Origin of the sequence: Natrialba chahannaoensis JCM 10990 (genome assembly GCF_000337135.1) — an archaeon.
Taxonomy (GTDB): Archaea; Halobacteriota; Halobacteria; order Halobacteriales; family Natrialbaceae; genus Natrialba; species Natrialba chahannaoensis.
Window position 1 is genome coordinate 16,447 of the sequence record NZ_AOIN01000041.1, and the last position, 17,609, is coordinate 34,055.

Sequence of the window (17,609 nt, forward strand, 5' to 3'; positions counted from 1 at the left end):
CTTACACCGCTCGATCCCGTACGGGTGACTGACTACCCGATTTCGACAGTGTTGATACCGACACCAGCAATTCGGCAGGCTGTCCGCCTTCACCCAGAACCCGCTTCCAACAACTCCCTCCGACTCCACTCGTGACAGACGACCACTCCCCCACCGACGCAGATTCGGACTCTAACTCGAGTGCCAATGCTGACACTCCCACCAACTCGAACTCGACCCCATCCGCCACGAACGGAGACGAATCTGACGGTGAGGCGTCCGGCGGTGAGGTCGAGATCGAGGTGACACGCGGGTCTATCGAGTCGAGTGATCGTCACGACCACCCTGATCGGACGTATCACACCGACCGTCCCGACCTCGACGGTCGTGTCAGCGACGGTCGCCGTGATGGATCGCCAGACAGTACGGCTGGCGATGCCAATCGGTCGAACGCTACCCACCATCCCCAGGAAGGCCCGCTTGCCGACGAACTCGGTCGCATCGACGTAATGACGACTCCCGAGGGCTACGTCGAGGGCCGGATCACCGACGTGACTGCCCTCGACGAGACGACAGTCGATCTCACTGTTTCGCTTCCGCACGGTGAGGTCATCGCATTCGAACTCGAGAAGCCAATCCCGTGGTCCGAGGACTTTCTGCTCGCCCGGCTCATTGAAGATGTCGGGTACGACGCCGCGTCAATCGACCACGCAGTCGGCGAACCGGTGTATCTCGCTCGAACCGACCTGTCCGCCGCGGAGACCGAGGCCGGCGCTGACACTGCTACAGCTACTGGCGACTGGTGGATGACCACCGTCCACGCCGCAAGCGACGCGCTGCTCTCCTCGCTCTCTCGCGGGCGCTACCGACTCGAACGCGCCGACGAACCCGAGTGGCGACTGGTGGACCCACTCGAGCGTCCCGATGCAACGACAGACACCAAGGACGACGGCGTGACGACCGAACTCCTCGGCACCGGACTCATTCTCTTCGGGACACTCGTCGCCGCCGCCGGCGCGGTCTTCGGGGCGACCGGAGCGCTGGTCGTCTCGAGTGCGGTCCTCGCTTACGCGTTGCTGGGCGTGTTGTTGGTGTTAGCAGGAATCGTCGTGGTTCTCGATCGAGACGTTACGGATCGCTGAACGGTCCATACGTTCGTGTAGTGAACGGGAGCAGCGGGGGTTGTCGAAACTCGAAGACGCGGAAACGCCGAGACGCGAGGCGAAGGGGACCTGTCTCAGGGCGAGTAGTAGTACTCGCCTTCGCGCTTTTGCTCGCGGTCTAGCTGCGACTCCGGCTTGTTGATCCGCGGACGCGACGTACGCTCGTCGCGGCGGAACGTCACCTCAAGATTGGCGAGGAACTCGTTCATACCGTCGCGCATGGCCTGTGGTTGGCCGGCGTGACCGTGCATTGCGGGTTCGCCGTCGAAGACCATCAGTCGGTCCGCGAGCAGGTCGATCATGTAGATGTCGTGGTCGATGACCATCACGGTCGCGTCCTGCTGTTCGGCATAGCGCCGGATCGCGCTGGTTGCCTGCACGCGTTGTTCGACGTCGAGGTGTGCCGACGGCTCGTCGAGCAGGTAGAGATCCGCCGAGTCGGACAGACAAGCAGCGATGGCGACCCGCTGGCGCTCACCGCCCGAGAGATCGGAGAGGTTCTGCTCCATGATCCGCTCTAACTGGAGCGGCTGGGCGATCTCGGTGTTCCAGTACGAAGAACCGAACTGGTCCGTGATCGAGGAGAGAAATGCGTCGACACGCATGTGCTGGTCGATCGTCACGTACTGTGGCTTGTAGGAGATATCCAGATCGAGATCAGCGTCGCCCTCATCCGTCTCGAGGTTCCCCGTCAGCAACTTCGCGAACGTCGACTTCCCGATTCCGTTCGGGCCGACGATGCCAAGGACCTCGTTGCGGTGGATCTCACCGCCTTCGACTTCGAGGCTGAACTCGCCATCCCCGTAGCTCTTGGTGAGGTCGGGGTAGTCGACGAGCACGTCGCCGTGGGTCGCGGTTCGGGGAGCGTGCTCCTCGAACTCGATCGGGTTCTGGCGAATCCGCATGTTCTCGTTGTCGAGGTAGCCTGCGAGGTACTCGTTGATCCCGTTGCGGACCGACTTCGGCGAGGTGATGACACCGTAGGCACCGGGCTCACCGTAGGCGACGTGCAGCGTGTCCGCGAGCAGGTCGAGGATTGCGAGGTCGTGCTCGACGACGAGCATCGACTTGCCTTCGTCCTCGGCGAGTTCGCGAATCAGTCGCGCTGCAGTAACACGCTGTCCGATATCGAGATACGGCGTGATCTCGTCCAGGAAGTAGAAGTCCGTGTCTCGCGCCAGCGTTGCTGCGAGCGCAACACGCTGCAGCTCGCCGCCGGAGAGATCCTCGATCGCTTGGTCCATGACGGGGCCGATCGACAGTCGCTCGACGAGCGAGTCAAGGGCGTCGCGTTCATCCGTCTGCTCCAAGAGCTGGCGGGTGTTGCCGTCGAACTGTTTCGGAATCTGGTCGACGTACTGCGGTTTTCGAGCGACGGTAATCTCGCCGTCGCGCACGTCTGCGATATAGTCCTGGAGCTCCGTGCCGCGGTAGGCCTCGAGTACGTCGTCCCAGCCTGGTGACTCTTCGTAGCGGCCGAGGTTGGGCTCGAGTTCACCGGCGAGGATGCGAACAGCGGTGGTCTTCCCGATCCCGTTCGGACCGAGAATACCGGTAACGTTCCCTTCCTGTGGTGCCGGAAGACCATACAGCGAGAACGCGTTCTCGCCGTAGCGGTGTGCAGGTTCTTCCTGCAACTCCTGTGGCAGGTTGATGATCTCGATTGCGTCGAACGGACACTTCTCGACGCAGATGCCACAGGTTTCGCCGAGACAGATCTCTTCGGAGATGCGAACCTGTTCGGGCTGTCCCTCAGGCGTTTCTTCGCCACGGAGCGTGATGCACTCCTTGCCAGTCCGATTCGGTGGGCAGTAGTTCTTACACTCGTAGCCACAGCGGTCGGGCTGGCACCGATCCAAGTCTACGACGGCGATACTGTCGTCCGCCATGGTTATGCGTTGAGCTCCGCGGTGAGCAGGATACCCCACGTCACGAACCACATCGAGAAGGTCATGAACGTGATGAACAGGTAGTGTTTGACACCAAACTCGTCGTCGCTGTAGATGCTCGTGACGTCGAAGAGCACGATCTGTGCGACGATCGCAGTGAGGACGAGCAAGAGCGCTCGCGTATCGCCTGCAGCATCACCCGGTGAGACATCACCGGTGAGCGCCATGGAGGCGAGCGCCGTCCCGACGCCGAGCAGCGCGGCCAGCGCGGTGACGCTGATCGAGCGAATGTGCTCGCGCCGGTCGCTAATCGATTCGGTCGACATGTCTGTGACTCTATCGTCGGTGGTGAAAAGGGGTTCGGGTTGGTGGCAGCTCAGTCAGCCAACCGTGATGGCATCAACATCAATATCAATCGTGGAATCGCCGATGTCGTCCAATGATCCATCTGCGTCCCCAGTCCAGTCGATTTCTTCGCCGGGCTCGATCTCGATCGGTGCTGAATCCGCTCGATCCTCGCTCCGAACAGTAACCTCGCCGACGCCATCGTCGTTGAGACTGGTCTGCCACTCGAGTTCGATCTCCGTCTCGCCGTCTCCGTCCAGATCACTTGCTACCACTTCTTCCGTATCGACGACCTGGCCGTCGGGGTTCGTGAGCGTGATTATCTGTGGGGCATCTTCCTCATCCAGATCCGGATCGCGGCTCGTAACCGTGACGTCGATCGTGGTGGATTCGCCGGCAGTTACGTTCTCGACGTCGTTGATGTCGACCTCGAAGATCCCCTCTGCCTCGAGTTCCCAGGCGAACCGTGGATAATCCTCAGGGACCGCAACCCAAGAACCACCGTCATCTTCGTAGTCGAGATTGGCCATTTCGTCGATTGTGTGGTTTTGCATCTCATCGGTAGTAAGGCCGATCCAATCTAGCGTTGCAGCTCCATTGGTGTCATCGACGCCTTCGGCATCTGTTTCGATCTCGTCGTTCCAGTAGACACTCTCTCTGAAGTGGTCTCCGTTCGAAAGAACAGTACCGACAATTGCACCGGCATCACCATGGTACCCCTCGACCGTTGCAGTACTGTACATCTGTTCGAACGTCGAGTCTCGGTATGAGGACGTTCCAGCGATACCACCCACGTGGGAGTAGTCATCGACTGGCTGTCCATTCGGTCGATACTCGACAGTCATATCTTGCGTATAGCCGGTCGAAACCTCCGTCTGCCACGTCGATCGACCAATCAGTCCTCCAATACCCTCTCCGTTTATTCCGTCCAGATTATCTCCCCCGATAACGGTGCCCTCGGCAACGAGTTCGTTGTCAATGTTTGCGTGGGCCCCGTCACCGATCAGTCCACCGACGAGTTGTTCCTGTGCTTCAACGTGTCCTTCGCTTCTGGATTCAATCACTGCGCCACCTGCTTGTCCAACGAGTCCTCCAACGTGTTGTCGACCGTGGACATTTACGTCGGCGAGTCTGACGTTCTCGATCGTCGACCCCGAACCGACTGGATCGGCGTTCGTCGTGTGACCCGTCGCACCGAACAACCCAACGAATCGTTCGTCAGGACGGTCGATGGACAGTCCCTCGATTAGGTGTCCGTTGCCATCGAAATGACCGTCGAACGAGCCACTGGAGGTTCCCTGGTCGCCGTGTGCGGCGTAGGGGTTCCCGTCTTGCCCGATCGGCTCGAATCCACGCGGTTCGCCGGACTCTGCTAAAGCGTCATAAGAGAAATACAGTTCTTCCCAGTTGTCGCTCCATCTTGGATTATCTTGGATCTCTACGACTCCCGATTCGGCATCAACGAGTTCAAAGTCTGGATCACTATTCCAAGCTCCTGCATCTACCTCGACACTCCGTTCGACTACGGGAGTGTTAGAGAGTTCAATCAGATCACCTGCACCAAATTCGCCTCTTTCAGCGTGTACCGTTTCTGAGTGGCTCACAACTGGGTTCCAGTACTCGGTCCCGTGGGCGTCAATGTCGTCTACGAGTTCGTAGTGATCATCGAGTCCCTGGTCGTTGATACACTGGAGCTGATCAACGTTGCTTATTTGATACGGACTGTGTTCCGATCCACTTCCTTCATAATCGACGGCGTCACATTGGGGCCCATCCCGCTTGACGACGACGACTTCCTCCATCTCGTCGTCTTCCGCCCGGATACTATCCGTCCTGACCGTGATGCGATCAGTTCGTTCTCCAACACCAGTGTACTCGAGTTCGACAGTCTCTGTATCCGCACCCGGAACCGTAACGGACTGGCTATCAGCTTCGTTTCCATCGAAGTCCTCCAGTATCACGTCTGTCTCGGCTGTATCACCCACAGCCTCGACGGCTGCCTCAACGGTTACCGACCCGTCTTCCTCAACCGGATCATCAAGCACATCGACATCCGTTATGTTGAGCGACGGATAGACCTCGACCGCTTCGGTGGTGCTGTTCGATTCTGTTCCGACTGCGATTTCGGTGTCAGTGGAGTCCGTAGGCAGATCGACGCTGCCCCACTCGAGTTCGACGGATTCCATTCCACTCCCATCTGAATCGACTTCGGCGGTGTCAACGATGTTGCCGTCGAATCCACTGAGCCAAACGAGTTGATCGTCTCCATAGCCGCGCTTTTCGACATCCGCATGGACAGTTAACGTGTCTCCCTGACCGACTGGATCCTCGACGTCAGTGATGGTGACCTCCGGTGGATCATCCTCGATGATGAATTGGCCTGGCTCGTTGAGGGAATCCCCTCCTGGGTCCGTTTTGACGTTGTATTCATACCCTTCACCCGGTTCGACGCCGATCGCGTGATTGCCGTTTGCGTTACCGGCTTTGAAAAAGTGGTTTGCGCCAGGCCCGCCCCAGTTCCACTCCATGTGATCTGCCGTTGAGATAGATTGTCCGGGATCAATTTTGTCATCCGATGTAATCTCCCGGCTTCCGACGCTAGTACCAGATTCGTCCCGAATCGTGAGCGTAGCGGTGACCTTTCCTGGTTCGTTTCCGTAATTGGTTAGTGTCGTATTGATGTGGAAAGACTCCCCATGCTCCAAAATATGACTAGAGAGTGACTTGTTCCCGCCCTGATGCCATAGTCCGTGGTCCTCCTCGATCAAAAAGTACGGCTCTTCTGGCGCTGTGTCGATTTCCTTGATCGTCATCACGACCTCGTTGGAGTCCGAGGTCGACTCCACACTAACATCGAACTCAGGGAATCGGTCGGCATACTCCTCTTCGCTTTCGAGGTGATTCTTCCACCCCTCCGCATACTCGCTCTCGATTTTAATCGCAACGTCTTCCTCCGCCTGCGCAACTGCCGCAGTGAGGTTCGCTGCCGCCTCAGATTCGCTTTCATGATCATGTCTGAGGGTTCCCTCCGAGCCGACAGTCTCGGCCTGGTGAACCTGCATGAACCCTAGTTCCAGTAGCCCGTTCTCGCTGAAGCCGATCGACGGTGACTTTTCGGTTCGCACACCGGACTCTGTAACCTCCCAAATGGCACCACCCTGGTGTGCAAGCGTCCGATCATCCAGTTCTAACTCTAGGGCACCAAGTTCTTCAGTGGCCGTCCGACTCGAGTTGTCCCATGGCGGCTGTTCTCCATCTGAACTGTTATACCAGGTAATTGAAATCGAGCCGTCGTCGACGACCAATGGCTGACAATCTGGGTCGTCAAGCGCCATCGACTGATCGTATCCCGTTGAGGCGACGGTGCCGAGTCGGTGGTCGGTCTCATCCATACAGAGGTGTGCCTTCTCGCGATCTACTTCGGAACCAATTCCATCGAGCATGACGGAACCGGCTGCGAACAGTAGGACCGCACCGATTCCCACCATCGCAAAGAGAAGAACGATACCTAGTACTGGACTTGCGGCCCGACCCCAACCGAACCCCCTGTGATCCCCGTCCATTTCTAGTCTTATGAGTCAGTAACTAATACCAACTATAAAAATATGTATACCTAACAATGTTACCAGATTGGCCGATCGGGACATCATCTGGTCTCTAACGAACACTCCATCCTGGAGAATGGCTGACCACCTGGTCAATGGTCGATATCGTGGCCTGCAAACGCAATGAATCCATTTTACTCTCCGGGATGGCTGGAATTTTCTGTAAGGTTGTCGGTGAAAGGCTCAACTTTTATACTGCTGCGGGCTTTCGATTCGTAACATGGTAGAGACCGACGGGGAGGAGATCAAAGACTTGCCTCCGAGCGCCAAACTCGTTTTCAAGGTTCTCGAGTACGACGGGCCGCTCACCCAGAAACAGATCGTCGAGGAGTCGATGCTCTCGGCGCGGACGGTTCGGTACGCACTCGAGCGTCTTGAGGAAATTGGAATGGTCGACGAAGATATCTACTTTGCTGATGCGCGCCAGAGCTTGTATCGGCTGGAGGAACCAGTGGCTGCAGATGGAAATGGTGTCGAGGAAGCCCCGAAGAAAGACGCCTGCTGCGCAGAATAACGCCTAACGCTGCCACTCTCTTTCTTGTTGTCCGAATCGACGATGACACCAAGAACGGCAGGATTATTTTGATACAGTGACGCTCCCCAGATATGGACAAGGAGGCGTTACCGCGGTGGGGCTGGCTGTTGGTCGGATTGTTCGCGACGGCGATGATCGCGAATTTGCTCAACTTCACGGTTCTCGGGCCGGCAGGACTGGGGCAGGATTATCAGGTCGTCACGATTATCACGGCGATGTCGCCGGTGTTGATCTACGTCGGCGTCTGGTACGACGAGGACCGCCAGCACTACTGGGAGCAGCCACGAGAGCACATTATCGGTGACGTGGTGTTCGTCATCGTCGGTGCCGCACTCGGCTCGTCACTCGCGCTGGTCGCAATCGTCGGGTTTGGCCTCTGGCAGATCCTGCAGGACATCATCGCGATGGGTGCCGGATTCATGCTCTCCTGGGGACTGTTCTGGTGGCGAAACCCGAGCCTGTATCGGCACGAAGCGGAGTGACGCCACCACTCTCCAAGTCGTCGTATCACTACTACCTGCATCCCTGACTTTGCTCGTCGCCGCTCAGTCATGCCACTCCCAACAGTCACATGTGTAACAACTATACTGCTCCACACCTGATGCCGAGTCAATGTCGTCGATGCAGACACCTATTCCCGGACGTAGTTTTCGCCTCCGGATGGTGGTCGCCCTCGCGCTCGTCGTCTGCTTGCCGTTCGTGTTCGTCTACACATTTGTGGTTCTCGCGAACACCGTCGGCATCGCGCTCCTTGAGTGGGCGAACGAACGGCCCTTCCACGGTGAGTTCTATGTCGATCCGTTTCTTCTGACTATCGTTGTTCTGGGTGGCCTCCTCGCCCAGTACTGGTTCGGTCCCAGTGCTGTCCTCCGGTCGGTCGACGCACGGCCAGTCGACGCCGATGCGTACCCGTCTCTGCACGCAACGGTGACGCGCCTGTCGTCACAGATCGACGTTGCAAACCCTGGTGTCGCAGTGATCGACAGCGACGTACCAAACGCGTTCGCGGTCGCCGGTGTCGGGCGGGCAGACGAGGAGTACGTTGTGGTCACTACCGGCTTACTCGAGATACTCTCGGACGAGGAACTCGAGGCTGTCCTCGCACACGAACTCGCGCATATTTCGAACCGCGACGCCAATCTGATGACCGTTGCGTGGCTGTTGCCGACGATCACGTATTACCTCGCATTCGTCGCGTTCTACGTCCTCTATGGCTTCTATCGGCTGCTCGGCACAGGCTTCAGCTCTGGCGGATCGGGCGGAGACAGCGACGGTCGTGCATTGCTCGTCGCCATCGTCGTCATCACTGTCTGTGCGGTCGTAACGCTGACCGTCTCGGCGATGTTCTGGCTCGCGAGTGTGCTGTTTTACCGCGTTCTCTCGCGCGAACGCGAGTACGTCGCAGACCGCGCCGCCGCCACGATCACTGGATCGCCGGCCGCCCTCGCGAGTGCACTCGAGACACTGGATTCAGAACTGCCCGACCAGCCCGACGAAGATCTTCGAAAGCTCGACGGGGGTGTGGAAGCGCTGTATCTTGCGCCGCTCGAGGACCGCGCGTTCGGCTCGAACGAACTCATCAGCACGGACATCTTCCCCGACACGCATCCGCCGACCGAGGCCCGAATCGACCGGCTTCGTGAACTCGAACGCGAGACTAGTGGGATGACCGCTGCGGCGGGTGCGGGGAGTGATCTGGGATGACGTCTGGTCAGTTCACGCGCAGACGACTGCTCACTGCTGTCGGAACCGGGTTGGCGACCGCAGTCGCCGGCTGTGGCTATCAGCCCGGCGGCGGCGAGTTCGATTGGCATCATGCGACCGGCCGTTCGAATGTCCCTGGTCCGATGAGGACGACAGACGACCGCTGGTTCTCTGATGGATCACATGTCGCCCACGTTCGCAATCGTAGCGGACGCACGTTCACCCAAAGCGGGTTTGCCGAGGTTGACGACGCAGCTCTCACGCTTCGGGACTCGAGTGGAAACCGTCTCTGGAGCGGGAGTACCCCGGCGCAGTACGTCGGGGAGCCAGCGGTTTCTGATGGGTTTGCGTACTTCCAGTTGGAGGACGACCGCGTTGTTTCGATCGCGTACGAGACGGATGGGGGTGAAGACGGATCAAGCACTGGTATGGACATCGGCTCCGATTCCGGCACCAGCAACAGTAGTAGTAGTCGTTCCCAATCATCAACCGGCGCTCAAATACACTGGGAGACGGCCTGGGACGGTCCGGAGCTCGCGCTTCGGGCCGCACGGCCGGGGATCGACTCATCGCTTCTCACTGGTACGTATTCAGACAGTCTCGTCTGCTTCGACACCGACACCGGTGATCTTCGATTCGAGTGTGCAGCCGCTGATCTCGTGGGTCACATCGGCGACAATAGCACCAACAGTACCACTGACGAAGAAACTGACTCCATGATCAGGTCAATCGCCATCGCGACAGACAGCCTCTGGGTGCTCATCGCTGGCAACCCTGATCTAGGTCACGACCCAGCACTGGTCAGCCTCGATTCGGACGGCACTGTCCAATCCAGCGTCTCCAACCCGCGTTTCAGGGATGTTGTCACTATCGGAGAGGCCGCTATCGTGGCCCTCGACGGCAGCGACGAGGACGTTCCAGAGGTACGGAAACTCGCTCCGGACGGCGAGCAGCAGTTCACGGTAGCCCTCACCGAGACTGCCGGAATGGGTGGGGTGACGTTGCGCCCCGTTTCTGCTTCCGCTTCCGACACGGCGCGGGTGTACTGTCGCGCTGGCGACGTGCTCACGGCTGTCGACGCCGCATCTGGTGACCTCGCTTGGCAGCGCGACGACTACGCGTTCCGTGGGACGCTCGTCGCAGACGCAGACGGCGTCTACAGCTGGGGAGCTGGACCGTCCATGGATGGCTGCGGGCTCGTGGCCATCACCACCGAGGGCGAGTCATGGTGGGGTGTGCAACCGCTCAAGGACGTTTCGTGTCGAGATGATCTGCTGCTCGCCGACGATAGACTGGTAGTGGTTGCCGACGACGGACTGTACGGACTCTACAAGGGACCTGGGCGGCGATATACGCTTGTCTCTTGATCCCTTCCCTGCGAGAAATTCGCTCTCGCTGGCCCTTCACTCACTCCGTTCATGAAGACTCCAAAAAGCCGCTCACTCTGTTCGCGGTATTACGACGGCACGACCGATACCGGATCCTTCGCGATGGGCCTTTTTCCGCTCGGGTTCACTTCGTTCACCCTCGCGCAAAAATCTCCTCCAAAAAGCCGCTCACTCTGTTCGCAGTACTACGACGGCACGACCGATACCGGATCCTTCCGATCGATCGCCTGCTCTAACTCGTCTGCGATCGCGCTGCCGCGCGAGACCTGAATCTCGCCGCCGCGGCTCACTGTCGCGGTGAAGAGGTAGTCGCCACCGGCCTGGACTTCCACGGTCTCGCCGTGGTTGCCGTCGACGGGGATGACGATATGGCGGGAGGTAATTTCGGGCGTAACCATCTGGCCTGCGGCCTGCCCGCCGCTGCCGCCACTGCCACCGCCGCCGTTCGCGCTTGCACCACCCGCACCTGCGCCGTAGTTCGGGTTCTCGTCGTGTGTCCGCACGTCGATATCGATCCCGAGTCGGTTCTCGATGTCCGTGATCCGGCCGCCGCCTTTCCCGATGACACTCGAGATGTCGTCGTCTTCGACGTAGACGGTAGCGGTGTTCTGGCCCTTCAACTGGACATCGACGTAGCCGCGGGCGACGGAGCGAATCTCGCGTTCGATCTCCTGTTTTGCGATGCGGTCGACGCCGGATTCGCTGCCGGGACCGCCTTCCTCCTCTTTGAGGGGGACGGTGACGACCTGGCGGTTGAAGGTGTAGATTTCGTACTCCGGCTCTCCGGTTTCGAAGTTCGTGACCTGGATGACCGGCCGTGCGAGGTCCTCCTCGGTGAGACCTGCGGGCACCTTGACCTCCGTGCGCACGTCGTAGACGGTGTTGACCTCTCCGGCCTCGATGTAGACGACGGTGTCGACGACCTGCGGAATCATCCCGAGCTCGACGCGGCCGACAAGGCGCTGGAGCGCGTCAATCGGACGGGTTGCGTGCACGACACCGATCATGCCGACGCCGGCGAGGCGCATGTCAGCGAAGACCTCGAAGTCATCGGTCTTGCGCACCTCGTCGTAGATGGTGTAGTCGGGCCGAACCATCAGCAGGGCGTCGGCCGTCTTCGCCATCTCGCCGCCGAGTTCGGTGTACTGGGTGATCTCGGGACCGACCTGCAGGTCACGGGGCTTTTCCATCGTCTTGACCGCGTAGTCGTGGTTCGAGATGAACCGTGCGACTGCCTGGGCGAAGGTCGACTTCCCTGCCCCAGGCGAACCGGAGATGAGGACGCCGCGCTGGCGCTCCAGAAGGCGGTCTTTCAGCTCCTCGGCGTTCTCGTAGTCCTCGATATCTGTCTGGGCGATCGGTCGAACCGCGGTGATCTCAATCCCGTCTGCGAACGGCGGGCGGCCGATTGCGATTCGGTAGTCTCGGAACTGGACGATTTTCATGCCCGGCTCCGAGAGTTCGATGAAGCCCTCCGCGGACTCCTTCGCGGCGTCGATGACTTCGCGGGCGTACTCGTCCATCGTCGCTTCGTCCAACGGCTCGTCGGCGATTTCCTCGTAACGCATCTCGCCGAGTTCGCCACGCTTTGCCATCGGGACGGTGTCCGTCTTCAGGTGGACGCTCATCGTCCCCTCGTCGAAGTACGTCTCGACGGTGAGCGTCCCCACGTCGACCTCGCGGGTGACCGGGGCAACGTGTTCGACATCAAGGTCCTTCGCCTCGGCCACCTCGGCCTGGACGATATCACTCGTGAGGAAGGTCGCCTCGAGATCCTCCGCGATGTCGCGGATCAACGCGTCAATCTCACCCTCGGAGGCGTGCCCGCGCTCAATCGCGTTCGGCCGCTCACCGACGTACTCGAGTTTGATCGCGCCCTCGTCGGCGAGATCTGCGAGACGCTGGAGTTCTTCCAGGCCGTCCCAGCCGGTCTCGATGCCGTCGTTGGCCTGCGCCTCGAGTTCTGCGACGACCGCTTCGGGTACCGAGATCGTCGCTCCCTCGAACTGCCCATCGTCAATCGTCGCCGAAACGCGGCCGTCGATGACCACGCTCGTGTCCGGCACGACGTTCATACGTGAACTGATTCACGTACGCCTATAAGGGTGTTCACCGGACAGCACGGGGTTGGATCTGGTTCGTTGGTTGCTCGGTCCACTGTGCTGGCTGGGTGTCCATTGCACTGCCCGGTTGCCTATAGTAGTCACTGCAAGTCAATGCGCACCTGATCGCACGACGGCTGTGCGATCAGTGTGTAAATAGTTGCAGTTGTTACTATATAGTAGCCACTGAAAGTCAGTGCACACCCAATTGCACAGTTATCGTGCGATTGGCGTGTAAACAGTTTCAGTTGTTACTATATTGCACTGGTGTATCGCTCACTGACTGCTTGGCTATACGTGACGGTCGACACCCCATTCTTATTCACCGAGAACAGTCACGGAAATTTCAATGATCCGCCCCCGATCGACTCCCAACCAATGCAACCGGAGGAGACGTTCGGAAACGGCGGACTCAATGGCACGTTCGACGTCGACGACCTCGTCGATCGAATCGGACTTGACGACGGCGAACTCGCCTGGCGAAAAGAATTTATTGGCTTCGATTCGGCCGACGAGCGGCGACTCGCGGATCTCGAGCCGCTGTTGCGTGACAATCGAGAAGCGATTGCCGATGACTTCTATGATAATGTCCTGCAGTACGACCGAACACAGGAAATTGTCGGCAGATCGCCAAAGAGGACTGACGCGCTCAAACAGACTCAGCAGGCGTATCTGGTTTCGCTGGCGACCGGTTCGTACGACCAGGACTTTTTCGCGAATCGCGCCCGGATCGGCAAGCTCCACGAGCTGCTCGACATGCCGCTGCACCACTACGTGGGACAGTACGGTGTCTACTACGAGTTGCTGCTCTCGCGATTGAACGAGCGCGTCCAGCAACAGGTTGTGGATGCAATCATAGAGTGGGTGGACGAACGCGAGGCCGAAGCCGAGGACTCGACCGACGGACTCGGTCGGTTCGTGAGTGCGCTGGGATTCGGTCGTCGCGACGCGGACACGAAGACGGGAGCCGAGTCAGGCGATACTGGCGATGACGCTGCTCGAACCGTACTCGAGGAGTCGTTCGAAACGACCGTTCGCGACGCGATCGACGACGGCATGCTGGACGTGCTCTCGCTGTTGCGGCTGCTCAACCTCGATATGCAAATTGCGGTCGACACGTACGTCGACGCCGACGCACAGCGGCTCGAAGACGAGATTGAGCGACGGGCTGCTCTCGCTCGCGAGGTTGAGTCTGATGTCCAGGCACCGCTTGCTGACCTTCATACCGCTGGTGAAACGGTAGCAAAGCGGGCTGAGTCAATCAGCGACCAGACCGAGACACAGGCAACCCACATCACTAGCGCTGCCCAGGAAATCAACGATGTCAGCGACGCGGCTGACGAAATCGCACACGCAGCCGACGAGGCCCGCACAGAGAGCGCCCGGACGGAGCGTCTCGCCGCCGACGGTGTCGACGCGGCTGACGACGCGCTGGACGAGCTCGGTGCAATTGAGGACGCGACCGATCGTGTCGTGACGGACATTGACGCACTCGCAGATCGAATCGAGGAGATCGACGATATCGTCGACCGTCTTGACGACTTGACTCAGCGAACGTCGGTCCTGGCCACGAACGCGAAAATCGAATCCTCTCGAGCGATGGGCGAGAGTGGTGCTGGTGCTGGCACCAGAAACGGTAGTGAAACCATGGACATCATTGCCAGCGAGGTCCGAACGTTCGCCCAACAGACAAAGGCCGATCTCGCCGACATTGCCCGCGCCGCGGAGGCTATCCGCGAGGACACCGCAGCAGCAGTTGCGACCGCCGACGAGACAGTCGAACGCGTCGAGACCGGTACGGACCGCGTCCGTCGGACGATCGACTCACTCGAGGAGATCCACGAGTCAGCACAGACGACGACCGCGCGGATGGACAAGGTTGCAGCAGCCGCTGATCAACAGGTCGACGGCGTCGAATCGACAGCACAGACGCTTTCCGACCTCTCTGAGTCAGCTGACGATGTCGCGAGCTCGGCTGCGTCGGTTGCGGCGGCGAGTGAGGAACAGACCGCAAGCCTCCGGGCTGTTCGAGATTCGGTCGATCAGCTCACTGATGAGGTTGAAACAGGGATCGACGCCAACCAGCCGGACCGGCCTGTTTGAGCACTGTTCATGGCGATTTGAGCACGATCCGGTGGATTGCTTGAGGCAGTCGTCGAACTGATTTTGTTTCGGTTGCATCACCTGTATGCGCTCTGCTGCGTTCAATCTGCGGCGTCCGGTGGACTGAACACCTCGGGCGTCGACAGCCTGCCCATGACAGTTGCGACGCTGACTCGTGAACTCGTCTCGATTCCCAGCCACACCGATGAAGGTGAGGCCGAGGCAGGCGAGTTCATCGAGTCGTGGCTCCGCCGCGAGACGGATGCAGACATCGAGCGAGACGCGGTCGGGAATGTGATCGCACGCAAGGGGAGCACAGCAGACGGCGACACGCTCGCCCTCGTCGGTCACCACGATGTCGTCGCACCGGACGATACCCAGCTCGAGGCCGACGGCTCCTCCCACGTCGAGGAGCGAAACGGACGCCTCTACGGCCGCGGCACAGCCGACATGAAAGGGGCCGTCGCAGCGGCCATGCTCGCGTTCCGCGACAGCGAGATTCACGCGCCCGACTCGAGTAGCTCGCCCTCCTCACAGCCCGAGGAGACAGATACCCCCGGCGAACTCGTCTTCGCGAGTTTCGTCGGCGAGGAAGTCGGCGGTACCGGCGCGCGCCACGCCATCAACGAGGGTTTTGCCCCCGAATGCGCCATCGTCGGTGAGGGATCGACCAACTACTCCGGCCCCGACGTAACCGATGTCGCCGTCGCCCACAAGGGCCGGCGCGGCAGCACGATTACGGCACACGGCAGCGCCGCCCACGCCAGCGAGCTCGCCGCCGGCGAGAACGCCATCTACCGCGCGACCGACGCCGTCGCTCGCGTCCGGGCACTCGAGTTCCCTGCGGTCGACGTGGCTGGGGAGGTACTCGAGGGCACCATCGCGGTCACCGAGATCGAGGGTGGGTCGGCGATGAACGTGATCCCTGACCGCTGTGCAATTACGGTGGACGAGCGGACGGTGCCGGGTGAACGCGCGGCTCTCGGGCGGCTCGAGGAACTCGTCGGTGTAGAGTGGACCGTGGAGCAGGACCTCCCGCCGATGCGGTGTGACGATATGTCCTTCGCGGGGACGGTGCAGTCGGTTGCTGATGACGTGCAGTCTGGTTCACCGGAACTCGTGACGAAGCCGCACGCGACGGACGCGGGGTGGCTCTCGGAGGCGGGAACGGAGTGTGTGATCTACGGGGCGGCAGAGCCCGGTGAGGCACACACCGACACCGAGAGCGTTTCGATCGAGGTACTCGAGCGCTGTTATGAGACGTACCGTGGGGTTGCGGAGACGTGGCTGCAGTAACGGCTGAGCAGATGACCATCAGTGAAGGTTCACAGCCAGCAAACGTGTCGCAACCGGCTGTTAGACGCCCGGTACGCCAACTGCCTCGAAGCCGGTGATCCCGATCGCCGCGAGGGCGTAGAGGACGATCAGGACGGTGACCCACGCGACCAGACCGATCATCGCGGCGGCAGTCCAGTCGGCGGGATACCGGACGTTGATCACCGCGATGTACGCGAGCAATGCGAGGAGGGGTCCGAAGAGCGGGATCCAGCCGACCAGATAGCCGACGACTGCCCATATTATCGCGCCGAACAGGGCAGTGACGATCGCGTGATCGAAACTGCGCTCGCCGACGATGATCCGCGCGCCAATGTAGATTCCCAGTGCACCGATGAGCAGGCTGACGACGAAGACGACGGCTGATGCGACGACCATGGGCATAAAACCGTCAGCGTGGGCGAATAGTCCCTGGCTTGCACTTTCCACCTGATAGGCTCTGTTGAAACCCTCCGCTGGTGATATGTTCTGAGCATCGTGCTGAATATAGAGGATATATCCCTCACGTCAGCACGGATAAAAGAGATATCGTAGAAGCCAGTTCAGCGACTGTGGTACTCTTTACGGCAGGCCGGTGATCACGTCGCGGTATTCGTCCTCGGTGAACGCTTTGAGCGTCTCGGTTGTGACGGCCCCTTCACTGGCAACACCAAGGGCGAATTGCGCTGCTGTCTCATCGTCCGGAAATTCTGTGATCGCAACGATATCGTACTCTCCGAACGTGAGAAAGAACTCCTTGAATTCGCCATCCAAGGAGGCAGCCAGGTCCTTGGCGTCGTCGAGTCGATCAGGACTATCAGTGATGTTCTGGACGCCTTCTCCGGTATAACTCGTGAGGTGAATGTACGTTGGCATTGGCTTGTCTCTCCTCGCGCGTTCTATACGACACCCACGTCACCGCCCTCCTCTCAGTACAAAGAACGCCCGTATAGATTCGCACGGTAGTGTGTTAACTTTTGTCATGGGGTGCCATTCGAACAGATAGTCTCTCTGTGATAGATCTGCGCCCTGTATTCAGCACGACAATCCTGTCACGTTCTGAGGGTTTCAACAGAGCCACCTGATACTATCGGACAGAACGATTCAAAGGTCAGTCGAAGAACTGTGGCGTTCCCTCTCGGTGAACGCCACGAATTCGCGATCAACTGCTCACTGACTTCTGTCCAACAGTATGAGTCACTGCCATAGCGAGCACCCATCCGTTGGTGGGGCAGTCGAGCGAAGCGCAAACTGTCAGTCGGAACCACAACAAAATAGTTGACAACCGGGTTTGGCTACTGTCGGTCCGAACGCCGTGCTCCGATTCTCATCGGAGTGATTTGCACGTAGCCGCTGATGTGTGTCTTCGCGGTGTTACAGGTTGAGCAGGCGCAAAGCCTCGCCGTTCACGGCGGGGATACGCGCCGTCGCACGATGACGCTCTCCTCCGGCGGTGGCACGACTGGATATTCCACGCAAACA

13 protein-coding genes are annotated in these 17,609 nt (G+C 59.7%); 7 read left to right on the top strand and 6 right to left on the bottom strand.

Translation table 11 applies throughout. The features are described from left to right. The first annotated feature begins 131 nt into the window (after positions 1 to 131). Positions 132 to 1,121: a hypothetical protein gene (locus C482_RS05800; protein WP_006166575.1), complete on the top strand. Its 990-nt coding sequence runs from the start codon at positions 132 to 134 to the stop codon at positions 1,119 to 1,121. A 95-nt stretch (positions 1,122 to 1,216) separates the two neighbouring features. Here C482_RS05800 and C482_RS05805 read toward each other — a convergent pair whose 3' ends face one another. The 3 genes from C482_RS05805 to C482_RS05815 are packed head-to-tail and all read right to left on the bottom strand — an operon-like array spanning position 1,217 to position 6,939. Beyond that, positions 1,217 to 3,031: a ribosome biogenesis/translation initiation ATPase RLI gene (locus tag C482_RS05805; RefSeq protein WP_006166576.1), complete on the bottom strand. Its 1,815-nt coding sequence runs from the start codon at positions 3,029 to 3,031 to the stop codon at positions 1,217 to 1,219. A gap of 2 nt (positions 3,032 to 3,033) precedes the next feature. After that, a complete protein-coding gene (locus tag C482_RS05810; protein WP_006166577.1) occupies positions 3,034 to 3,357 on the bottom strand; it encodes an EMC6-like membrane protein in 324 nt (107 codons plus the stop codon). A 54-nt stretch (positions 3,358 to 3,411) separates the two neighbouring features. Further along, positions 3,412 to 6,939: a DUF7289 family protein gene (locus C482_RS05815; protein WP_049896513.1), complete on the bottom strand. Its 3,528-nt coding sequence runs from the start codon at positions 6,937 to 6,939 to the stop codon at positions 3,412 to 3,414. 262 nt (positions 6,940 to 7,201) lie between these two features. Here C482_RS05815 and C482_RS05820 point away from each other — a divergent pair, with 262 nt between their 5' ends. The 4 genes from C482_RS05820 (at position 7,202) to C482_RS05835 (ending at position 10,587) form a co-directional block, all read left to right on the top strand. Continuing rightward, complete coding sequence (locus C482_RS05820; protein WP_006166579.1) at positions 7,202 to 7,495, top strand: MarR family transcriptional regulator; 294 nt, start codon at positions 7,202 to 7,204, stop codon at positions 7,493 to 7,495. A 92-nt stretch (positions 7,496 to 7,587) separates the two neighbouring features. Next, the gene (locus tag C482_RS05825; RefSeq protein WP_006166580.1) at positions 7,588 to 7,998 is read left to right on the top strand and encodes a hypothetical protein; all 411 of its coding nucleotides are present in this window, start codon (positions 7,588 to 7,590) and stop codon (positions 7,996 to 7,998) included. 130 nt (positions 7,999 to 8,128) lie between these two features. Further along, positions 8,129 to 9,220, top strand: coding sequence for a M48 family metalloprotease (locus C482_RS05830; RefSeq protein ID WP_152421977.1), 1,092 nt, complete (start codon positions 8,129 to 8,131; stop codon positions 9,218 to 9,220). Further along, on the top strand, positions 9,217 to 10,587 hold the full coding sequence (locus C482_RS05835) for an outer membrane protein assembly factor BamB family protein (protein WP_006166582.1): 1,371 nt from the start codon (positions 9,217 to 9,219) through the stop codon (positions 10,585 to 10,587). The genes C482_RS05830 and C482_RS05835 overlap by 4 nt, the downstream gene beginning before the upstream one ends. Before the next feature lie 206 nt (positions 10,588 to 10,793). Here C482_RS05835 and C482_RS05840 read toward each other — a convergent pair whose 3' ends face one another. Continuing rightward, positions 10,794 to 12,683, bottom strand: coding sequence for a PINc/VapC family ATPase (locus tag C482_RS05840; RefSeq protein WP_006166583.1), 1,890 nt, complete (start codon positions 12,681 to 12,683; stop codon positions 10,794 to 10,796). Between the two features lie 405 nt (positions 12,684 to 13,088). Between C482_RS05840 and C482_RS05845 the strand changes: the two genes are divergently transcribed. Continuing rightward, positions 13,089 to 14,813 carry a globin-coupled sensor protein gene (locus C482_RS05845; protein WP_006166584.1) on the top strand — a complete coding sequence of 575 codons (1,725 nt, stop codon included), beginning with the start codon at positions 13,089 to 13,091 and terminating at the stop codon, positions 14,811 to 14,813. A 153-nt stretch (positions 14,814 to 14,966) separates the two neighbouring features. Further along, the gene (locus C482_RS05850; RefSeq protein ID WP_049896516.1) at positions 14,967 to 16,109 is read left to right on the top strand and encodes a M20 family metallopeptidase; all 1,143 of its coding nucleotides are present in this window, start codon (positions 14,967 to 14,969) and stop codon (positions 16,107 to 16,109) included. 60 nt (positions 16,110 to 16,169) lie between these two features. Here C482_RS05850 and C482_RS05855 read toward each other — a convergent pair whose 3' ends face one another. After that, positions 16,170 to 16,526 carry a hypothetical protein gene (locus C482_RS05855; RefSeq protein ID WP_006166586.1) on the bottom strand — a complete coding sequence of 119 codons (357 nt, stop codon included), beginning with the start codon at positions 16,524 to 16,526 and terminating at the stop codon, positions 16,170 to 16,172. A gap of 183 nt (positions 16,527 to 16,709) precedes the next feature. Continuing rightward, positions 16,710 to 17,003 carry a GYD domain-containing protein gene (locus C482_RS05860; protein ID WP_006166587.1) on the bottom strand — a complete coding sequence of 98 codons (294 nt, stop codon included), beginning with the start codon at positions 17,001 to 17,003 and terminating at the stop codon, positions 16,710 to 16,712. Positions 17,004 to 17,609: the final 606 nt, after the last annotated feature.